The organism is Polaromonas sp., assembly GCF_010365105.1.
Classification (GTDB): domain Bacteria; phylum Pseudomonadota; class Gammaproteobacteria; order Burkholderiales; family Burkholderiaceae_C; genus Polaromonas.
Genome location: NZ_JAAFGZ010000002.1, coordinates 123586 through 142425, shown reverse-complemented (window position 1 = coordinate 142425; position 18840 = coordinate 123586). Strand labels below are relative to the sequence as shown.

Annotated in this window: 16 protein-coding genes and 1 riboswitch; of the genes, 9 read left to right on the top strand and 7 right to left on the bottom strand. The window is 63.3% G+C overall.

The window, feature by feature from the left end:
* Positions 1-4 precede the first annotated feature (4 nt).
* Positions 5-2824 (bottom strand): methionine synthase, encoded by a 2820-nt coding sequence (metH, locus tag GZ092_RS02140; RefSeq protein WP_293634073.1) that lies wholly within the window; start codon positions 2822-2824, stop codon positions 5-7.
* Between the two features lie 14 nt (positions 2825-2838).
* Positions 2839-2930: riboswitch (S-adenosyl-L-homocysteine riboswitch) on the bottom strand.
* Between the two features lie 66 nt (positions 2931-2996).
* Here metH and GZ092_RS02135 point away from each other — a divergent pair.
* Entirely contained in the window at positions 2997-3581 is a 585-nt protein-coding gene (locus GZ092_RS02135; RefSeq protein WP_293634072.1) for a cyclic nucleotide-binding domain-containing protein, read from the top strand.
* Between the two features lie 40 nt (positions 3582-3621).
* Here the strand turns inward: GZ092_RS02135 and GZ092_RS02130 are convergent, their stop codons facing one another.
* Positions 3622-4668, bottom strand: coding sequence for a homocysteine S-methyltransferase family protein (locus GZ092_RS02130; protein ID WP_293634071.1), 1047 nt, complete (start codon positions 4666-4668; stop codon positions 3622-3624).
* A gap of 260 nt (positions 4669-4928) precedes the next feature.
* Between GZ092_RS02130 and recQ the strand changes: the two genes are divergently transcribed.
* Positions 4929-6827, top strand: a complete 1899-nt coding sequence (gene recQ / locus GZ092_RS02125; protein ID WP_293634070.1) for a DNA helicase RecQ — start codon at positions 4929-4931, stop codon at positions 6825-6827.
* A 115-nt stretch (positions 6828-6942) separates the two neighbouring features.
* On the opposite strand, the gene GZ092_RS02120 is transcribed toward recQ, so the two are convergent.
* Positions 6943-9396, bottom strand: a complete 2454-nt coding sequence (locus tag GZ092_RS02120; protein WP_293634069.1) for an AAA family ATPase — start codon at positions 9394-9396, stop codon at positions 6943-6945.
* A gap of 202 nt (positions 9397-9598) precedes the next feature.
* On the opposite strand from GZ092_RS02120, the gene GZ092_RS02115 reads away from it, so the two are divergent.
* Positions 9599-10801: a threonine ammonia-lyase gene (locus tag GZ092_RS02115; RefSeq protein WP_293634068.1), complete on the top strand. Its 1203-nt coding sequence runs from the start codon at positions 9599-9601 to the stop codon at positions 10799-10801.
* Between the two features lie 169 nt (positions 10802-10970).
* Here GZ092_RS02115 and GZ092_RS02110 read toward each other — a convergent pair whose 3' ends face one another.
* The gene (locus tag GZ092_RS02110) at positions 10971-11549 is read right to left on the bottom strand and encodes an MOSC domain-containing protein (RefSeq protein ID WP_293634067.1); all 579 of its coding nucleotides are present in this window, start codon (positions 11547-11549) and stop codon (positions 10971-10973) included.
* 10 nt (positions 11550-11559) lie between these two features.
* Complete coding sequence (locus tag GZ092_RS02105) at positions 11560-12024, bottom strand: glycine zipper family protein (RefSeq protein WP_293634066.1); 465 nt, start codon at positions 12022-12024, stop codon at positions 11560-11562.
* Between the two features lie 122 nt (positions 12025-12146).
* Between GZ092_RS02105 and GZ092_RS02100 the strand changes: the two genes are divergently transcribed.
* The 3 genes from GZ092_RS02100 to GZ092_RS02090 all read left to right on the top strand — a co-directional run bounded on the left by GZ092_RS02100 (position 12147) and on the right by GZ092_RS02090 (position 15309).
* A complete protein-coding gene (locus GZ092_RS02100) occupies positions 12147-12314 on the top strand; it encodes a hypothetical protein (RefSeq protein WP_198026802.1) in 168 nt (55 codons plus the stop codon).
* A 139-nt stretch (positions 12315-12453) separates the two neighbouring features.
* Positions 12454-13101: an ATP-binding cassette domain-containing protein gene (locus GZ092_RS02095; protein WP_293634065.1), complete on the top strand. Its 648-nt coding sequence runs from the start codon at positions 12454-12456 to the stop codon at positions 13099-13101.
* A 339-nt stretch (positions 13102-13440) separates the two neighbouring features.
* Positions 13441-15309: a phosphoenolpyruvate carboxykinase (GTP) gene (locus tag GZ092_RS02090; RefSeq protein ID WP_293634064.1), complete on the top strand. Its 1869-nt coding sequence runs from the start codon at positions 13441-13443 to the stop codon at positions 15307-15309.
* Between the two features lie 126 nt (positions 15310-15435).
* Here GZ092_RS02090 and GZ092_RS02085 read toward each other — a convergent pair whose 3' ends face one another.
* Positions 15436-15945 carry a hypothetical protein gene (locus GZ092_RS02085; protein WP_293634063.1) on the bottom strand — a complete coding sequence of 170 codons (510 nt, stop codon included), beginning with the start codon at positions 15943-15945 and terminating at the stop codon, positions 15436-15438.
* Positions 15946-16075: 130 nt separating this feature from the next.
* Here GZ092_RS02085 and GZ092_RS02080 point away from each other — a divergent pair, with 130 nt between their 5' ends.
* Complete coding sequence (locus GZ092_RS02080; protein ID WP_293634062.1) at positions 16076-17050, top strand: LysR family transcriptional regulator; 975 nt, start codon at positions 16076-16078, stop codon at positions 17048-17050.
* A 36-nt stretch (positions 17051-17086) separates the two neighbouring features.
* Here the strand turns inward: GZ092_RS02080 and GZ092_RS02075 are convergent, their stop codons facing one another.
* Complete coding sequence (locus GZ092_RS02075; protein ID WP_293634061.1) at positions 17087-17263, bottom strand: hypothetical protein; 177 nt, start codon at positions 17261-17263, stop codon at positions 17087-17089.
* Positions 17264-17447: 184 nt separating this feature from the next.
* On the opposite strand from GZ092_RS02075, the gene GZ092_RS02070 reads away from it, so the two are divergent.
* Together GZ092_RS02070 and GZ092_RS02065 are read left to right on the top strand one after the other, a co-directional pair.
* Positions 17448-18311, top strand: a complete 864-nt coding sequence (locus tag GZ092_RS02070; protein WP_293634060.1) for a metallophosphoesterase — start codon at positions 17448-17450, stop codon at positions 18309-18311.
* A gap of 78 nt (positions 18312-18389) precedes the next feature.
* On the top strand, positions 18390-18812 hold the full coding sequence (locus GZ092_RS02065) for a universal stress protein (protein WP_293634059.1): 423 nt from the start codon (positions 18390-18392) through the stop codon (positions 18810-18812).
* Positions 18813-18840: the final 28 nt, after the last annotated feature.

The window sequence follows — 18840 nt, the reverse complement described above, 5'->3', positions numbered from 1 at the left end:
GGTTTTACAGGTTGGGCGCCAGCAGGCGCTGCAGGTCCTCGGCCCGGGCACCACGGCGCTGCGCCAGGTCCTGCAGCTGGTCGTCGCCGATCTTGCCGACGCTGAAGTAACTGCTGTGCGGATGGCTCAGGTAAAAGCCGCTGACGCTGGCCGCCGGCGTCATCGCCAGGCTTTCCGTCAGCGCCATGCCGATGTCTTCTGCCTGGAGCAGCTCGAACATCTCTTTTTTCGCGCTGTGGTCCGGGCAGGCCGGGTAGCCGGGCGCGGGGCGGATGCCCTGGTACTTCTCGGCAATCAGCGCGTCCTTGCCGAGTGCCTCGTCGGGCGCGTAGCCCCACAGGTCGCGCCGCACGCGCTGGTGCAGCGCCTCGGCAAAGGCTTCGGCCAGCCGGTCGGCGAGCGACTTGAACATGATGGACGAGTAGTCGTCGTGGTCGTCCAGAAAATACTTGTCCTTCTTCTCGGCGCCCAGGCCGGCGGTGACGGCAAAAATCCCGATGTAATCGGCAATTTTTGAGTCATTTTTGCCGTTTCCGCTTGTGTGACGGGCGCGAGCAGCTATCAATTCAGGAGTCAGCCGCTTGGGCGCGACAAAGTCGGACAGGCAGCGGCTGGGGCGCATCACGCCGTCAACGGCTGTTTTTTCGGTCTGCTGGCGCAGGCCGTACCAGGTCATGGCGACTTCGCTGCGCGTTTCGTCGGTGTAGATCTCGATGTCGTCGCCCACGCTGTTGGCTGGCAGCAGCGCCATCACGCCGTTGGCGGTAAGCCAGCGGCCCTCGATCAGCCGCTTGAGCATGCGCCTGGCGTCGGCATAGACGCGCACCGCCTCGACGCCGACCACCTCGTCCTTCAGGATCGCCGGGAACGGCCCCGCCAAGTCCCAGGTCTGGAAAAACGGTCCCCAGTCAATGAAATCGGCGAGTTCGGCCAGGTCAAAATTCTTGAACACGCGCCGGCCAATGAATTTGGGAACGGGCGGCGTGTAGCTGGCCCAGTCCATCGCCGTGGCATTGGCTCTAGCCTTGGCCAGTGGCCACATCGGCAGCTGCTTTTTGTTGGCGTGCTGGGTGCGCACCTTGTCGTAGTCGGCGTTGACCTCGGCGATGTACCTGGTGGCCTGGTCAGACAGCAGGCTTTGCGCCACGCTGACGCTGCGCGACGCGTCGGGCACGTACACCACCGGGCCGTCGTAATGCGGCGAAATCTTCACCGCCGTGTGCACGCGGCTGCAGGTGGCGCCGCCAATCAGGAGCGGAATGTTGTTGAGGCGGAAATGGTCGTCCTTTTGCATCTCGCTGGCGACGTACTGCATTTCCTCCAGGCTCGGCGTGATCAGCCCCGACAGGCCGACGATGTCTGCGCCTGAAGCCTTGGCCAGCGCCAGAATCTCGTGGCACGGCACCATCACGCCCATGTTGACGACCTCGAAGTTATTGCATTGCAAGACCACGGTAACGATGTTCTTGCCAATGTCGTGCACGTCGCCCTTGACGGTGGCGATGATGATCTTGCCCTTGGTCTTGACATCGCCGCCGGCGGCCTGCAGCAGCAGCTTTTCTGCCTCGATGTAGGGCAGCAGGTGCGCCACGGCCTGCTTCATCACTCTAGCGCTCTTGACCACCTGCGGCAAAAACATCTTGCCCTGGCCGAACAGGTCGCCGACCACGTTCATGCCGTCCATCAGTGGGCCTTCGATGACGTGCAGCGGCCGTCCCTTCTCGGCAAGGATGGCCTGGTACATCTCCTCGGTGTCTTCGGTGATGAACTCGTTGTTGCCATGGACCAGCGCATGCGACAGCCGGGCGCGTATCGGCAGTGCGCGCCATTCGTATTTCTTGCTGTCGTCGCGCGCGCCGCTCTTGGCCGTTTCGGCGACTTCGATCAGGCGCTCGCCGGGCGTGAGGTGTTCCTCGCCCTCCTTGTAGACAGGCTGGCGATTGAGCACCACGTCTTCGACGCGCTCGCGCAGCACCGGCTCCAGGTCGTCATACACGCCCATCATGCCGGCGTTGACGATGCCCATGTCCATGCCGGCCTGGATCGCGTGGTACAAAAATACCGTGTGGATGGCTTCGCGCACCGGGTCGTTGCCGCGAAAGCTGAACGATACGTTGGACACGCCGCCCGAAACCTTGGCACCGGGCAGATTGGCCTTGATCCAGCGCGTGGCGTTGATGAAATCGACCGCGTAGTTGTTGTGTTCGTCGATGCCGGTGGCAATGGCAAAGATGTTGGGGTCAAAAATGATGTCTTCGGGCGGAAAACCGATCTCATCGACCAGCAACCGGTAGGCGCGCTCGCAAATGCCGATTTTTCGCTCGTAGGTGTCGGCCTGGCCCAACTCGTCAAACGCCATGACGACGGCAGCGGCGCCGTAGCGCTTGAGCAGCTTGGCCTGCTGCTTGAAGGCGTCAACGCCTTCCTTCATCGAGATGGAATTGACGATGCCCTTGCCCTGGATGCAGCGCAGGCCGGCCTCGATCACGCTCCATTTGGAGCTGTCGATCATGATGGGCACACGGGCGATGTCGGGCTCGCCGGCGATCAGGTTCAAAAACCGCACCATGGCCGCCTGGCTGTCGAGCATGGCCTCGTCCATGTTGATGTCGATGATCTGCGCGCCGTTTTCAACCTGCTGGCGCGCCACTGTAAGCGCCTGTTCATAATCGCCGTTCAAAATCATGCGGGCGAAGGCCTTGGAGCCGGTGACGTTGGTACGCTCGCCGATGTTGACGAACAGGGAATCGGCGCCGATGGTGACCGGCTCCAGGCCGGACAGCTTCATGGGCGAAACGTCTTGGGGAAATTGAACTGAGGGCATGACTCACCTTGGAATAAAGGTGAGCGTCGTTGCTAAAAAGGGATAGGCATCCCTGTTTACCCAAGCCTGACAAAACTGGAGTTTCGCTGCAACGCTCCTTGGGTTAAGCTCGATTTTAAGCACCAATGCCGGCAAGCCCGCTGCCAGCGACCAAATTCCATCGGGTTGACCCATGCTAAGCACCTTCTTCAGAAAAAAAAGCTTCCCTTCGGTCAGTCCAAGCCATGACGCCACCGAAGGCTCGGAAGCGGCCGACCTGGCGGCCCGGTTGCTGATGGCGCCCACAGCCCTGATGCAGCTGACGATGCCAGAAGCGCGCATGGTGGTGCGCTACATGCAGCCGCAAATTGTCGCCAAAGGCACGGTCTTCATCCGTGAAGGCGACGTCCGCGACACCGGATTCCTGATGCTGCTGCTCGATGGCGAAGTAACGGTGGAGTCCCTGGTGGTCAGCCGCGTCGAGCCTATCGTCATCACCCTGCTGGGCCCCGGCAGCCTGATTGGCGAACTCGGCATGTTCGACGGCCTGCCCCGCTACGCCAGCTGCATTGCCGCCACGCAGTTGCGCTGCGCAATCCTGACGCGCGAGGCCCTGAACCGCATGATGGAGGAAAACGCCGCGATTGCTGCCAAACTGCTGCTGGCCGTGTCGCTGCGCATCGGCGCGCGCCTGCGCGAGGTGACAGACAAGCTCAAGATGTACGTCCAGCTGACGCAGGCAATGGAGCAGGAGATCGCTTCGCGGCCCGACGCCTGAGCCATCACCGATAGCCGGCACCCGCAGGCTCAGCCGGTCCTCAAGCCGCTTCGGCGTAGAAAACACCGCGCTGCAGTTTGCGTCCGCCCACCAGCGCCACCGAGCGGGCAATCGCCGCGATGTGATCCGGCGTGGTGCCGCAGCAGCCGCCCACGATGTTGACCAGCCCTTCGACCGCAAACTCGTGCAGCAGGCGCGAGGTCACGTCGGGCGTTTCGTCAAAGCCGGTGTCGCTCATCGGGTTGGGCAGGCCGGCGTTGGGATAGCAGCTGATGAAGGTGTCGGGCGCGGCCTTGGCCAGTTCCTGGATGTAGGGGCGCATCAGCGCGGCGCCCAGCGCGCAGTTCAGGCCCACGGCCAGCGGCTCGGCATGGCGCACGCTGTGCCAGAAGGCCGTCACGGTCTGGCCGCTCAAAATTCGGCCTGAGGCATCGGTCACGGTGCCGCTGATGATCAAGGGCAGCCGTTCGCCCGAGTCCTCGAAATACTCGTCAATCGCAAACAGCGCCGCCTTGGCATTGAGCGTGTCGAAAATCGTCTCGACCATCAGCACGTCGCAGCCGCCCCTGACCAGCGCTTCGGTCTGCTCGTAATAGGCTTTTCGCAGTTCCTCGAAACTGGTGTTGCGCGCACCGGCGTCGTTCACATCGGGGCTGATGCTGGCGGTCTTGGGCGTGGGGCCCAGGGCGCCGACCACAAAGCGCGGCTTGTCAGGCGTGGAGAACTTGTCGCAGGCCAGTCTCGCGATGCGGGCCGATTCGTAATTCATTTCCACTGCCAGGTCGGCCATGTCGTAGTCGGCCTGCGCCACGGTGGTGGCGCCGAAGGTGTTGGTTTCGATCAGGTCGGCGCCGCCGGCGAGGTAGCCTTCATGGATGTCGCGGATCACGTCGGGGCGCGTGAGGCTGAGCAACTCGTTGTTGCCTTTCACGTCCTTGTGAAAGTCCTTGAAGCGCTCGCCCCGGTACTGTGCTTCGGTCAGCTTGAAGCGCTGGATCATGGTGCCCATCGCGCCGTCAAGGATCAGGATGCGTTGCGCCAGAAGGGCGGGGAGCTGCTGGGCGCGGGTGTAGATGATGGGCTTCATGGCGTGCATTTTAGGATGCGCTTCAAGGCCGTTGACTTTCCCTGACAATAGGGCAACAGCCTGTTGGCCTTTGATGGAACCCATCATGAACCCGCCTCCCGGCCCAGATGACGGGACACAAGCCACAGGCAAGCGCTGCAAAGGTTGATTTTGAAAAATATTGATTGAAAATGGCTTTTGCGCATGTCTGACGTGCGCTAGCAGCTATTTTTTTTATAGCGCCACCGATTATTTACACCGCTCACCTGTCTGGCCTGCCCTTGTCCTCACTGCCCATTTCCTCCTCCCAGCCCACGCCGCTGGACGTGCTCGGCCAGGTCTTTGGCTACAGCGACTTTCGCGGTCCGCAGCAAGCCATCGTGGAACACGTCGTGCAGGGCGGCGATGCGCTGGTGTTGATGCCGACCGGCGGCGGCAAGTCGCTGTGTTACCAGATTCCGGCCATCGTGCGCCAGCAGGCGGGCCACGGCGTGACCATCGTGATCTCGCCGCTGATCGCGCTGATGCACGACCAGGTTGGCGCGCTGACGGAGGCCGGCGTGCCGGCTGCCTTCCTCAATTCAACCCAGACCTATGAGGAAAGCAGCGCGCTGGAAAAACAGCTGCTGCGCAATGAACTGACGCTGCTCTACGCTGCGCCCGAGCGCATCAACACGCCGCGCATGCGGGGTCTGCTGGCGTCGCTGCACGAGCGCGGCCTGCTCAGCCTGTTTGCGATTGACGAGGCGCATTGCGTCAGCCAGTGGGGCCACGACTTCCGGCCCGAATACCGCAGTCTGAGCCTGCTGCACGAGACCTTTCCCGACGTGCCGCGCATGGCGCTGACGGCGACGGCCGACCACCTGACGCGCCAGGACATGATCGAGCGGCTCAAGCTGGAGGACGCGCGCCAGTTCGTCAGCAGCTTTGACCGGCCCAACATCCGCTACACCATCGTCGAGAAAACCGATGCCACGCGCCAGTTGCTGCGTTTCGTCCAGACCGAGCATCACGGCGAAGCCGGCATCGTCTATTGCCAGTCGCGCAAGCGCGTCGAGGAAATTGCCGGCATGCTCGAAGACGCCGGCATCAAGGCCATGGCCTACCACGCCGGGCTCGACGCCAAGCTGCGCCAGCAGCGCCAGGACCGCTTTCTGCGCGAAGACGGCATGGTGATGGTGGCGACGATTGCCTTTGGCATGGGCATCGACAAGCCCGACGTGCGCTTCGTGGCGCACCTGGACATGCCGAAAAACATCGAAGGCTACTATCAGGAAACCGGCCGCGCCGGCCGCGACGGGCTGCCTGCCGATGCCTGGATGGTCTATGGCCTGCAAGACGTGGTGAACCAGCGCCGCATGATCGACACCAGCGAAGTCGCCAGCGAGGAGTTCAAGGCCGTGATGCGCGGCAAGCTCGATGCGCTGTTGACGCTGGCAGAAGGCACGCGCTGCCGGCGCGTCAGCCTGCTGGGCTATTTTGGCGAGGCCAGCGAGCCCTGTGGAAATTGCGACAACTGCTTGACACCGCCGGCCGTGTGGGACGCGACCGAGGCAGCGCGCAAGATGCTCAGCTGTATCTACCGCGTGCAGCAGGCCAGCGGCATCAGCTTTGGCGCCGGGCACATCATGGACATCCTGCGCGGCAAGCCGACCGAAAAAGTCGTGCAGTACGGCCACGACCAGCTCAGCACCTTCGGCATCGGCGCCGACCTGGCAGAGCCACAGTGGCGCGGCGTGCTGCGTCAGCTGATCGCCAGCAACCTGCTGCGGGTCAACGCCGAAGCTTTCAACACGCTGCAACTGCTGCCCGACGCACGCGGCGTGCTCAAGGGCGAAGTCAGCGTGCTGCTGCGCCAGCAGGCCGCCAGCACCAAGGCCGAGCGCACGCGGCGCGGCAGCAAGTCGGCGGTGAAAACGTCGGCGAAAGGCATGGTTGAAGCCACGCTGAACGCGGGTGCGCTGGAGCGCCTGGGCCGCCTGAAAGCCTGGCGCGCCGAGGTCGCAAAAGAACACAACCTGCCCGCTTTCGTGATCTTTCACGACGCCACGCTGCGCGCCATTGCCGAGCAGGCGCCGCAAACCCTGCAGGCACTGAGCGGCATCAGCGGCATGGGCGTGAAGAAACTGGCAGCGTATGGGGCCGAGGTGCTTCGGGTGTGCGCGCAAGGGAGTTCATAAATTTCACGCATGGCTTTGCAGGTGCCGAACTGGGGGCTCAAATCAAAATTTACAATGAAAAAGGCTCTGTCGCACTGCAGGCAAACGCAAGCAGCTATAAATTATGTAGCAAGCATCAACGCATGAAGCCCATCGCCCGCCCTTCCCGCACCTCGGGCTTGATGCGGTGTTCGGCTTCCAGTTGGGCGAGGAACTCGTCGGCGGACAGCACTGTCTCCAGAATCACCCCCTGCCGCTTGACCGCCGCAAAGTCGCCGGGGCACAGCTGCGTGAGCTGGGACAGTCTTTTTTGCAGGGGCGGCGTGAGCAACGATGCATCGCCCGCCAGCGCTTCGGTGACAAACATCGTTTCGCGCTGATTACTGGTCATTGGCATGAACTTGATCTTGAAGGTAAAGCGCCGCAGCGCCGCCTGGTCCAGGCTTTCCAGCAGGTTGGTGGTGCAGATGAAAATGCCGGCGTAGCGCTCCATGCCCTGCAGCATCTCGTTCACTTCGGTCACTTCATAAGTGCGCTGGGCGCCGCGCCGGTCCTGCAAAAAGCTGTCGGCCTCATCCAGCAGCAGCACGGCTTTCTCGGCCTCGGCTTCGCGGAACATGGCGACCATTTTTTGCTCGGTTTCGCCGACGTACTTGCTCATCAGGTCGCTGGCCTGCTTGATCAGCAGCGGCTGCTCCAGCGCCTGGGCGATGTGCTCGGCCAGCGCGGTCTTGCCGGTGCCGGGCGGGCCGTAAAAACACAGGCTGCCGTGGCCCCGGCTTTTGAGGGCCTGCACGATGCGTGGAATCTCGAAACGCGATTCGACGTTGAGCATCGCCAAATCGTACGTCGTGACGTTGCGCCGGCTAGAAGCTTCAGCTTTGTTGCCCAGCGCCACGTCGGCGTTTTTCAGCTGGCGCTCGATCAGCGACTCGATGATAGAAGCCCCCACGCTCCCCACTTCGTGTGGTTCGCTGCCCCCCGAGGGGGCGCTGCGCCTGCGGTCCGGCGAAGCCGGTCCCGCGGCCCTAACTGGTGAAGAAAGAGCCCCTACGCCCGGCTGAATGCCCATGGGCGTGTCCAAACCTGTGTCAGGGGCGCTGGCCAGGCGGGCAAAGCGCACTGCGGTGCGAATCTGCGCCGGCGTCAGGCCCTTGCGGGCGGTGAGTTTGGCGACGAAGGCATCGCTGACCTGCACGCCTTCGAGCGTCTTGCGCACGATGCCTTCACGCGCGCCGGGCGGCGGCGAACGCAGTTCCAGGTGATAGGCAAAGCGGCGGCGAAACGCCGGGTCGATCTGCTCGATGCGGTTGGTCACCCACAGCGTGGGCACGGGGTTGGATTCGAGAATCTGGTTGACCCAGGCCTTGCCGCTGACCGAATGGCTGCCGGGCGCGCTCAGTTGCTCGGAGCGCGCCATCAGCTGCGCGGCTTCGCTGGAAATCGGCGGAAACACGTCTTCGACCTCGTCGAACAGCAGCGCCGAATGCATGCTGCCCTTGAGAAACACCTGGGCGATCTGCAGCGAGCGGTAGCGGTCGCGCCCGCTCAGGGAATTGCCACCCTGGTCGGCATATTCGACCTCGAACAAATCCAGCCCGGCGGCCTGCGCCACCACCTTGGCCAGCTCGGTCTTGCCGGTGCCGGGCGGGCCGTACAGCAGCACATTGACACCCTGCTCCTTGCCGGCCACCGCATGGCGCAAGAGCGACACCAGCACCTGAGCGTCTTCCTCCACAAAGGCAAAGTCGGCCAGCCCCAGCAGGCTGCGGGTGGCGGGCCGGGTGAAAACCGCCATCAGCTCGCTGTGGTCGCGGTATTTGCGCATCAGCACCGGCGGCAGTTTTTCGCTGACCTTCATCAGGTCGGCCAGGTCGGTGATGTTGTGCTCGGAAATCAGGTTTTCGACCATGCCGATGCGCTCCAGCCGCGAGCCGGGCCGCAGCGCCTCGGCCACTTCGGGTGCCTTGACGCCGGCGACGTCGGCAATCGCTGCATAGGCTTCGGGCGCATTGTTGACCTTGAACTCGACCAGCAGCGAGCGCAGGTCGCGCTGGTAGCGCGCGAGCGTGCCATAGAGCAGCAGCGCGCGTTCGGCGCGGTTGAGCTGCAGCAGGCTGGCCAGCGACTCGATGTTTTTCTCGACCAGCGTGGACTGCTTTTTCAGCGCCAGCGTCAGCCAGTCACCGGTGGCGCTGAGCACCGACAGCAAATCCTTGGGCTGGTCCTTGGCATGCTCGTCAAGGTAGAAGAACAGCGTGCCTTCCTCGTACGGGCCGCGCCAGACACCATGGCGCGCCATGAACTCGGCATCGCTCAGGGTCTCATGGTCCTGCCAGAACTCGTTGCCCTTGCAGCGTCGGCCCAGGAATTCGCGCAGCCGCTGAAACGCCGGCAAGGGCCAGACCAGGTGCCGGCCGGACAGGGACAGCAGGCTGGTCAGGTCGCGCCGCACATTGAACTTAGCGCCCTGGCGCGCGGCCAGGGTGAGCACGAAATGCGAGCACATCAGGTCCAGCACCGGCGCGTCTTTCAGCCCGGGGGACAACAGCCACTGCTGCGGATGCTCGACAAGTGAACGCTTGTTCATGGACAGACTCCAGTTTCCAACGGTATCGCCAACTCCCCCATGCCAAATTTTTATTGATTCAAAGAAACTGCACCATAACGCATGCTGAAGCCCCATGGAAGACACTACTTCAACCGTGGCGCCCGGCCATCGCCGCAGGATGCGCTCAAAGGCGCGGAAAATGACGGTTATCAGCTTCACGCCGTGTTCTACAAGGAAATCCATGCTCAGCCTGACCGACATCGAACAAGCCGCCCAGCGCCTGCACGGCCATTTGCTGAACACGCCCTGCGTGGAGTCGCGCACGCTGTCGCAGTTGACCGGGGCGCAAATTTACCTGAAATTTGAAAACCTGCAGTACACCGCGTCCTTCAAGGAGCGCGGCGCCTGCAACAAGCTGGCGCAGCTCACCGAGTCCGAGCGCCAGCGCGGCGTGATCGCCATGAGCGCGGGCAATCATGCACAGGGCGTGGCCTACCATGCACAGCGGCTGGGCATTCGCGCCATCATCGTCATGCCGCGCTTCACGCCGGGCGTGAAGATCGAGCGCACCCGGGGCTTTGGCGCCGAAGTGGTGCTGCACGGCGACACGCTGGATGCATCACGCGCCCATGCGCTGCAGATGGCCGAACGCGAAAGCCTGGTGTTTGTCCATCCCTACGACGATGAGGCCGTCATCGCCGGCCAGGGCACGGTGGGACTGGAAATGCTGCATGCCGTTCCCGATCTGGAGGTGCTGGTGATTGCCGTGGGCGGCGGCGGGCTGATCGCCGGCATGGCCACGGCGGCCAAGGCGCTCAAGCCGGGCATTGAAATCATCGGCGTGCAGACCGCGCGCTTTCCCGGCATGGTCAACGCCATCAAGGGCACGCACCATCCGCAGGGCACCAGCACGATTGCCGACGGCATTGCGGTGGGAACGCCGGGCGTGATCACACAGGCCATCATTGCCCGGCGCGTCGATGACCTGCTGCTGGTCGATGAAGGCGACATCGAGCAGGCCATGGTGATGCTGCTGGAAATTGAAAAAACCCTGGTTGAGGGCGCGGGCGCGGCCGGGCTGGCGGCGCTGCTGAAGTACCCGGCGCGCTTTGCCGGGCTGAAGGTCGGGCTGGTGCTGTGCGGCGGCAACATCGATCCGCTGCTGCTGGCGGCCATCATCGAGCGCGGCATGGTGCGCGCCGGACGGCTGGCGCGCATCCGGGTCAGCGCACGTGATGTCCCCGGCTCGCTGGCCAAAATCACCGCCACCGTGGCCGACGCCGGCGCCAATATCGAGGAAGTCCACCACCAGCGCGCCTTCACCATGCTGGCGGCACTGAACGTCGAGATCGAACTGGTGGTGCAGACGCGCGGCCGGCCGCACATCGAACAGGTGCTGCAGGCCTTGCGCGCGGCAGGCTTCGAGGCCGAAGAGCAGCACTGAGCCGCCCGGCCATAGCGCATTGGTTTTATCCAGCCAGCCTATTTCAAGCTGAAAACGCCTCTTTCGCTTTACTGACGTGTGAAGTCAGCTATTGATTTAGTAGCAAAAAACTGCCGCGCACCTTGCTCGCCAGGATGAAAGTTCAGGGTAGATTTCGCGCCACCGGCTGTCAGCGCAGGTGCTTGGACAGCTTCGCGGCAAACAGCGCCGGAATGCCGGCGCCACGCCGGCCTGCGATGAGGTCGAACGCATCGCCGGCGCGCAGCGATCCGGGCGTTTGCACCGCCAGGTAAAAGCCGCAAAAGCCGGTCTGGGCCATCAGTTTTGAAGCGCCGCCAAAGCCCATTACCGCATTGAATTTGTAGCAAGGCTCGCGCGGCAGCGTCACGCGCAGTTCGCAGCCGGGAAACTTCAGCACGTCGCCGGCCCAGACGCCGGTCTCAAGCAGGCCTTCGAGCGTCAGGTTTTCACCCAGGCTGCCGGGGGGCAGGCTGTCGTCGATCCCGCCGAGGCCGGCTTCGCGCCGGGCTGCCTGCCACCAGGCGTAATGCTCGGACGGGTAGGCATACACGGCTTTTTCCAGTCCGCCATGAATCGACAGGTCGGCCTGCTCATCGCCCAGCAAGCCCAGCAGCATCACCGGCACGGCACCGGCCACCGGCTGCTTGCCATAGGCTGTCAGGATGCTGCGCTCGCCGACCCTGATGCGGCGGGCCGAACCCACCTGAACCGACATAACCCGCAGCATGGCGCGACGGTCAGTTCCAGCCGATGACATCAAAGCCTTTTTCACTCAGGCAGCGCTGCACGAAGCTGCGGTAAACGCCATTGGGCCGGTCGTTGTGGAAAGCGCCCGACACGGCGCCGGCCGAGCCGCCGACAGCCGCGCCTGCCGCACCCGCGCGCAACACGCCTTCGCTGCCCCGGCCAGTGATCAGCGCGCCGACAACCGATGCCACGCCGGCCACCGCAGCCCCTTCGCCGGCGCGGCGGCCCACTTCATTGGTGTTTTGCGATGGATTCAAGCCAGAGGCCTGCGCGCGCGACAGGCAGGCGTTCACCTCCATGCGGCCCTGCGCATCGCCGACGCGGCTGAGCGTGGCATTGGGGTAGAGCACCGGCCTGGCCGAGGCGCTGTCGGGGCCACTGCTGGCGCAGCCGGCCAGCCCCAAGATCAGCGCTGCGAGAGTGGCGAGCGGAAAAAGGCGGGTCGAAAAATTCATGGTCGGGGATACGGACATCTGCATATCGCAAGGTTAGCGCAATTGCCGAAGTCCGCAAGAAGCGCCCGGGCATGTCAAGAAGGTAAACTTGCAGCAGTTTTCCAAGCATTCCAGGAGCCCTCATGAACCCTTCAGCCGAACACACCACCAACGCCGCCCACAGCAGCCCGACGCCGGCCGAAGAGCAGGATGCGGTTGACGCCATCGTCCCGATGATTCCCTTTGTGCTGCCCATCGTTGGCGGCGTGCTGATTTTCCTGCTGGCCTTCATCGCCGTGTCCATGGCTTGAGTCGGCCTGGCCGCTGCCATGCCCGCTGAAAAAGTCCGCCGCGTGCGGACTTTTTTTCGTTGGCAATGGACGCAGGTTTGCAAAAACCAGGCTTGACCGCCGGTAATGCAAACACCCGGCAACCATTGAAAGGGCTCGCATGATGCGTCCGGAAACGACCGTTTTGAAGGCGCAAGGCCTGGTCTTCAGCCATTCCCCTCCACCCGCGCCGCCGCTGTTTGACCGCCTGTCTTTTGTGCTGCCGCCCGGAGTGACCTGGCTGGGCGGCGGCGAAGGCAGCGGAAAAACCTCGCTGCTCCGCTTGCTGGCCGGCGCCCTGCCCGGAAATGCGGTGCAGGGCCAGCTTCAACTCCACGGCGTCAGCCTGGCGCAAGACCCGTCTGCCTACCGGCTGCAGGTCGCCTGGCTGGACCCGCGCGATGACGCACGCGATGCCCAGACCGCGCGCGGAATCTTTGCCGGCATGCCTGCGCACCACGCCGGCTGGAATCCGGACGCACTGCAGGCGCACATGGCCGGGCTGAGCCTGGCGCCGCATCTGGACAAGGCGCTCTACATGATGTCCAGCGGCACCCGGCGCAAGGTGCTGATTGCCGCCGCGCTGGCGGCAAACGCGCCGCTCACCCTGCTCGACCAGCCGTTCATGGCGCTGGACCGGCCCTCCATCGACTACCTGCTGCAGACGCTGGCAGAGGCGTCGCGACACACCGGCCGCGCCTGGGTGGTGGCAGATTACGAAGCGCCGCCAGGCGTGACGCTGGCAAAAGCCATTGAACTGCCGGCCTGAACCCCAAAAACAAGTCTGAATCTGCCTTCTGCGCTTTACCAGCGTGAATTTTCAGCGATCAAAAAGATATTTTTCATGTCAGCCTGTGTGTGCTTGACAAGGCAATAAGGGCACCCTTTTAAGGTTAAACAGGCATAACCTCATGTTTGTTTTGCATATCTTTTGCAGGTAACACAGTGGTAACCGAAGCCGATGTTCCTAAAATGGCTCTCTGGCCAACCTCTGATGAAGCAGCAAAAAGCTGCATTCCGACAAACGTCCGAACGCCACAGCAGCTGCCATGCGTGTCGTTGCCTGACGTTTATCGAAATCTCGTTTTTTACTTTGGAGTTTTTTTCGATGAACCAACCTAGCATGCAAGGCCTTGAAATCAATACGCCCGCCTATGTCAAGAATGCAAAACTGATTGCCTGGGTCGCCGACATGGTGGCCCTGTGCAAACCCGACACGGTGTACTGGTGCGACGGCAGCGACGCCGAATACCAGCGCCTGTGCCAGCAACTGGTGGACGCCGGCACTTTCAAAAAGCTCAACGAAGCCAAGCGCCCGAACAGCTTTTTGGCCTGTTCCGACCCCAGCGACGTGGCCCGGGTCGAAGACCGCACCTACATCTGCTCGGCGCTGAAAGAAAACGCCGGCCCGACCAACAACTGGATGGAACCCGCCGAGATGCGCGCCACGCTCCACCCGTTGTTTGACGGCTGCATGAAGGGCCGCACGATGTATGTCGTGCCCTTCAGCATGGGTCCGCTGGGCTCGCCGATTGCGCACATCGGCATTGAACTGTCCGACAGCCCGTATGTGGCCGTCAACATGAAGATCATGACGCGCATGGGCAAGGCGGTGTTCGAGGTGCTCGGCACCGAAGGCAATTTCGTGCCCTGCGTGCACACCGTGGGCGCGCCGCTGGCCGAAGGCCAGGCCGACGTGGCCTGGCCGTGCAACAAGACCAAGTACATCGTGCATTACCCCGAAACCCGCGAAATCTGGTCCTACGGCTCGGGCTACGGCGGCAATGCGTTGCTGGGGAAGAAATGCTTTGCGCTGCGCATCGCGTCCAACATGGGCCGGGACGAAGGCTGGCTGGCCGAGCACATGCTGATCCTGGGCGTGACCAATCCTGAAGGCAAGAAATACCATGTGGCGGCGGCCTTCCCGAGCGCCTGCGGCAAGACCAATTTTTCGATGCTGGTGCCGCCCGCAGGTTTTGACGGCTGGAAGGTCACCACCATCGGCGACGACATTGCCTGGATCAAGCCGGCTGCCGATGGCAAGCTCTATGCCATCAACCCCGAAGCAGGCTACTTTGGCGTGGCCCCCGGCACCAACATGCTGACCAACCCGAACTGCATGCTCAGCGTTCGCGGCAACACGATTTTCACCAACGTTGCATTGACCGACGACGGCGACGTGTGGTGGGAAGGCATGGAGCAGGACGCGCCCGGCAAGGCACTGCCGGCGCACCTGATCGACTGGCAGGGCAAGGACTGGACGCCGCAAATTGCCAAGGAAACCGGCGCCAAGGCCGCGCACCCCAACTCGCGCTTCACCGTCGCCGCCACCAACAACCCGGCGCTCGACCCTGCCTGGGACGACCCGAAAGGCGTGGCGATTGACGCCTTCATATTTGGAGGCCGCCGCTCGACCACCGTGCCGCTGGTGACCGAGGCGCGCAGTTGGGTCGAAGGCGTGTACATGGCGGCGACCATGGGCAGCGAAACCACCGCCGCCGCTACCGGCCAGGCCGGCGTGGTGCGCCGCGACCCGTTCGCCATGCTGCCCTTCATGGGCTACAACATGAGCGACTACTTCCAGCACTGGCTCGACCTGGGCGAAAAACTGGCAGCTTCCGGCGCCACGCTGCCCAAAATCTACACCACCAACTGGTTCCGCAAGGGCGCCGACGGCAAGTTCGTCTGGCCCGGCTACGGCGAGAACATGCGCGTGCTGGCCTGGATGATCGACCGCATCGAAGGCAAGGGCCAGGGCGAAGACCATGTCACCGGCGTCAGCCCGAGCTACGAAGACCTGAACTGGACCGGCCTGGACTTCAGCGCCGAGCAGTTCGACACGGTCACCAGCATCGACAAGGCGGCCTGGCTGAAAGAGCTGGAACTGCATGCAGACCTGTTCAAGCAGCTGGCCTACCACCTGCCCAAGGAACTGGGCGACACCAAGGCCGAGATCGAACGCCGCCTGGCGGCCTGACACCGCTTCGCGTGCTGCACTGGCTGCCTTTCATGGGGCCAGACGCAAAAAAGCCACCTGGGCCAGGTGGCTTTTTTGCATCCAGGCGCTGCAGGAGCGCGCTGGCCGGTTTCGTTTGAAGGTGGCTTAGATGTTGTAGCGCGTGTGGGGCTGCGACATGAAAGCGGCCAGTTTCACGGCGGGCGCGACGGGTTTGGCCAGGGGCACGGCATCTTGCACGGCTTCACTGCGCGACATCGCTGCCTGCAGGTCGGCCATCACGCGGTCGTCCTGCCGGGCAATGGCCCACAGGCGCTGGTCGGCGCGGGCTTCGGCGATGCTGCGCGACCAGTTGTCGAGGCTGCTTTTGACCTGCTGGCCGGCGGTGCGCAAGGTGCCGGCAAAAAAGGCCAGCACCGCGAACAGCGCGATCCACAGTGCCATCCAGATCATCAGCAAATGGCTTTCATCCGTGCTGTCCATGACTTCGTAAGCCACCGCCACCACCGCCGCCGCCAGGGCGGAACCCAGCAGCAACGCCACGCCGCACTTGCCTGAAACATCTTGCGGAACGTGTTGCACGGCGTCCATCAGGGCCTCCATGCGGTCGGCGCCGTGGTGGTGGTCGGGATGGGGGGTGTTGATAAAGCTGGTCATGGTGATTTCCTTCGGTCTGATGTGCTTCCGGGTAGGGGTAGCGTGTAAGGTGATATTAGGGTTTTTACCAATACTATTCAACTTTATATATGTAATGTTGTTCATTCATGAAATTGATGAGTGAACCGCCATGTCCCTGCAAAAACCCGGCAAGCCGCCGAACTTTCGGACGCTTGACCTGAACCTGCTGCGCGTCTTTGACGAGGTGATGGCCGAGCGCAGCCTGACGCGGGCTGCGCGCAACCTGTCGCTGACGCAGCCTGCCGTCAGCAACGCCCTGCGCCGGCTGCGCGAGACGCTGGGCGACGAGCTGGTGCAGCGCAGCGGCCAGGGGATGGCGCCAACGCCGCGCGCATTGGTGATCTGGCCCGCCGTGCGCGAAGCCCTGCGGCAGCTGCAGGCCTCGCTGATTCCCGACGAATTCGTGCCTGGCCAGGCGACCAGCAGTTTTGTGCTGGCCATGGCCGACGCCACCGCAGCCGAACTGATACCGGGCCTGAGTGACATCCTGGAGCAGGAAGCGCCGGGTGTCAGCCTGCGGGTCATTCCCCTGACCACGCGCGACCCCCGGCAGTTGCTGGACAGCCAGGCCTGCGATCTTGCGGTGGGGCATTTCCCGTCGGTGCTGCCCGACCTGACGGCCAAGGCACAAAACGGCGAGGCGATGCCATTTTTTTTCCAGCGGCTGTATGACGGCGAATATGTCTGCGTGATGCGCAAGGACCATCCGCTGGCCGGCGGGCGGCTGAGTCTGGACGACTTTTGCGCGGCCCGCCACATGCTGGTGAGTTTTTCCGGCCGGCCTTACGGGTTTATCGACGAGTCGCTGGCCGCGCTGGGCCGGGAACGGCGGGTGGTGCTGACAGTGAACCAGTTCTTTACTGCCGGCCGGGTGGTCGCCCACTCCAACCTGCTGACGGTGCTGCCGCGACATTTCGTGCGCGTCACCGGCATTGCCCGGCAACTGGCGCTGCAGCCCCTGCCGTTTGCCGTCTCGCCGGTGCATGTGGACGCGTTGTGGCACCGGCGCTCGGACCGGCTCGGCGCACATGCCTGGCTGCGGCGCGCCGTGTTGCGGGCGGCTGAAAAGGCCTTCACGGTCTGAGAAAGACCGCCTTTGTTTTTGCGCGGGCGCAGGCGCTCAGCGAATGACGCTCAGGAAGGCGCGGGCTGCACGGCGCAACTCCAGCGCCTGGCGCGGGTCGCGTCCTGCACCGGCGTCGGCGCGTTCCATCAACTGGTGCGCGACCCCGCCGGCGGGCGCCACGGCGTTGCGGGAAGACATGAAGCCGGCGATTTTGGAAAGAATGCGGAACATAAGAAGCTCGGTTCTGTGTTGAAAGTGGTGATGTATTGATAGTAAGGGTTTTCCCTAGGTTTGCATAGTCAGTGCCATGCACAAAGCCATGCCGATATGGCATGGCCGCATTCAAGCCAGTCTTTGCGCCAAGAAAAAATTCCGGCGAGGGAGAAATTTCGCACCTTCCCGCACAATCGGCCCTGTGAACATCCAGCTTCTTTCCGACCTGCATCTTGAGTCCAACCCCTTCTTCAAGGCGACGCCGCTGCCGGGCGCCGACGTGCTGGTGCTGGCGGGCGATATCGGCTCCTACCAGGCGGGCTCGCTGCTGACCAGCCTGGCGATTGACGACTTTGGCCTGGCGCGGTTTTCGCCCTTGCCGGTGGCGCAGGGTGGCGCGGGCTGGCCGACGCCGGTGTTGTTCGTGCCCGGCAACCATGAATACGACGGACTGGAATTTAACGAAGCCGACGCCCGGCTGCGCGAAGCCTGCCAGCGCCTGGGCATCATCTGGCTGGAGCGCGAATGCGTGCAGTTGCAGGGCGTGCGCTTCATCGGCTGCACCTTGTGGACCGATTTTGATGCGCTGACCACCTCTGCCAGCAGCCGGGACCGGGCAGCGAGCAGCATCACTCTGGGCGAGCAGCTCAAGATGCGTGAAAAAGCCTTTCGCGCGGCCAATTTCTACCTCAAGAAGAACCATGCACTGTGCCAGGGCCAGCCCATGCTCGCAGAAGCCATGCGCGAGGAGAGCCTGAAAAGCCAGGCCTGGCTGCGTCAGGCGCTGGCGGTGTCGTTTGACGGCCCCACGGTGGTGGTGACGCACTTTGCGCCCAGCCTGCTCAGCGCCGACCCGCGCTATGGGCTGACGCCGGGGTCGGCCGGGTTCTGCAATTCGCTGGACGAGCTGCTGCCACTGGCCAGGCTCTGGCTGCACGGCCACTTGCATTGCCCGAACGATTACGTCAGGCAGGGCTGCCGCGTGGTGGCCAATCCGCTGGGTTATGCGCGCAAGGGCGAGCAGGAGGGCTTCCGGCCGTCGCTGCGCATAGCGGTCCATCCATAGCCTGATGCCGCGTGTTGAGTTGACGCGCCAGCAGCCTGCCGGTGGCTAAACTACGGTTTTGAACAAGGAGCACACCCCATGAAGATTCTTCTGGCCGTTGACGGCAGCAGCTACACCAAGAAAATGCTGGCCTACCTGACCACGCACGACGAGTTGTTCGGCCCGCGCAATGAATACACCCTCCTCACGGTGCAACCGCCCTTGCCGCCCCGGGCGCGTGCGGCGGTGGGCAAGGAAGTCGTTGACGGCTACTACGCCGAGGAAACCCAAAAAGTGATGGCGCCCATCACTGAATTCCTGGCGCACCACAACCTGGCGGCACAGACTGAATGGAAGGTGGGGCATGTGGGTGAAACCATTGCCAGCTTTGCCGAAGAGGGCAAATTCGACCTGCTGGTGATGGGTTCGCACGGCCATGGCTCGATTGGCAACCTGGTCATGGGCTCGGTCGCGACGCAGGTGCTGTCGCGCTGCAAGGTGCCCGTGCTGCTGGTTCGCTAGGAGTCTGGGCGGCAGAAGGCGTGCATGG

What these genes read in the sequence shown, in the direction of transcription:
- metH (WP_293634073.1), bottom strand. Translation starts at nt 2,824, where the DNA reads ATGCCCTCAGTTCAATTTCCCCAAGACGTTTCGCCCATGAAGCTGTCC.
- GZ092_RS02135 (WP_293634072.1), top strand. Translation starts at nt 2,997, where the DNA reads ATGCTAAGCACCTTCTTCAGAAAAAAAAGCTTCCCTTCGGTCAGTCCA.
- GZ092_RS02130 (WP_293634071.1), bottom strand. Translation starts at nt 4,668, where the DNA reads ATGAAGCCCATCATCTACACCCGCGCCCAGCAGCTCCCCGCCCTTCTG.
- GZ092_RS02120 (WP_293634069.1), bottom strand. Translation starts at nt 9,396, where the DNA reads ATGAACAAGCGTTCACTTGTCGAGCATCCGCAGCAGTGGCTGTTGTCC.
- GZ092_RS02115 (WP_293634068.1), top strand. Translation starts at nt 9,599, where the DNA reads ATGCTCAGCCTGACCGACATCGAACAAGCCGCCCAGCGCCTGCACGGC.
- GZ092_RS02110 (WP_293634067.1), bottom strand. Translation starts at nt 11,549, where the DNA reads ATGCTGCGGGTTATGTCGGTTCAGGTGGGTTCGGCCCGCCGCATCAGG.
- GZ092_RS02105 (WP_293634066.1), bottom strand. Translation starts at nt 12,024, where the DNA reads ATGAATTTTTCGACCCGCCTTTTTCCGCTCGCCACTCTCGCAGCGCTG.
- GZ092_RS02100 (WP_198026802.1), top strand. Translation starts at nt 12,147, where the DNA reads ATGAACCCTTCAGCCGAACACACCACCAACGCCGCCCACAGCAGCCCG.
- GZ092_RS02095 (WP_293634065.1), top strand. Translation starts at nt 12,454, where the DNA reads ATGATGCGTCCGGAAACGACCGTTTTGAAGGCGCAAGGCCTGGTCTTC.
- GZ092_RS02090 (WP_293634064.1), top strand. Translation starts at nt 13,441, where the DNA reads ATGAACCAACCTAGCATGCAAGGCCTTGAAATCAATACGCCCGCCTAT.
- GZ092_RS02085 (WP_293634063.1), bottom strand. Translation starts at nt 15,945, where the DNA reads ATGACCAGCTTTATCAACACCCCCCATCCCGACCACCACCACGGCGCC.
- GZ092_RS02080 (WP_293634062.1), top strand. Translation starts at nt 16,076, where the DNA reads ATGTCCCTGCAAAAACCCGGCAAGCCGCCGAACTTTCGGACGCTTGAC.
- GZ092_RS02075 (WP_293634061.1), bottom strand. Translation starts at nt 17,263, where the DNA reads ATGTTCCGCATTCTTTCCAAAATCGCCGGCTTCATGTCTTCCCGCAAC.
- GZ092_RS02065 (WP_293634059.1), top strand. Translation starts at nt 18,390, where the DNA reads ATGAAGATTCTTCTGGCCGTTGACGGCAGCAGCTACACCAAGAAAATG.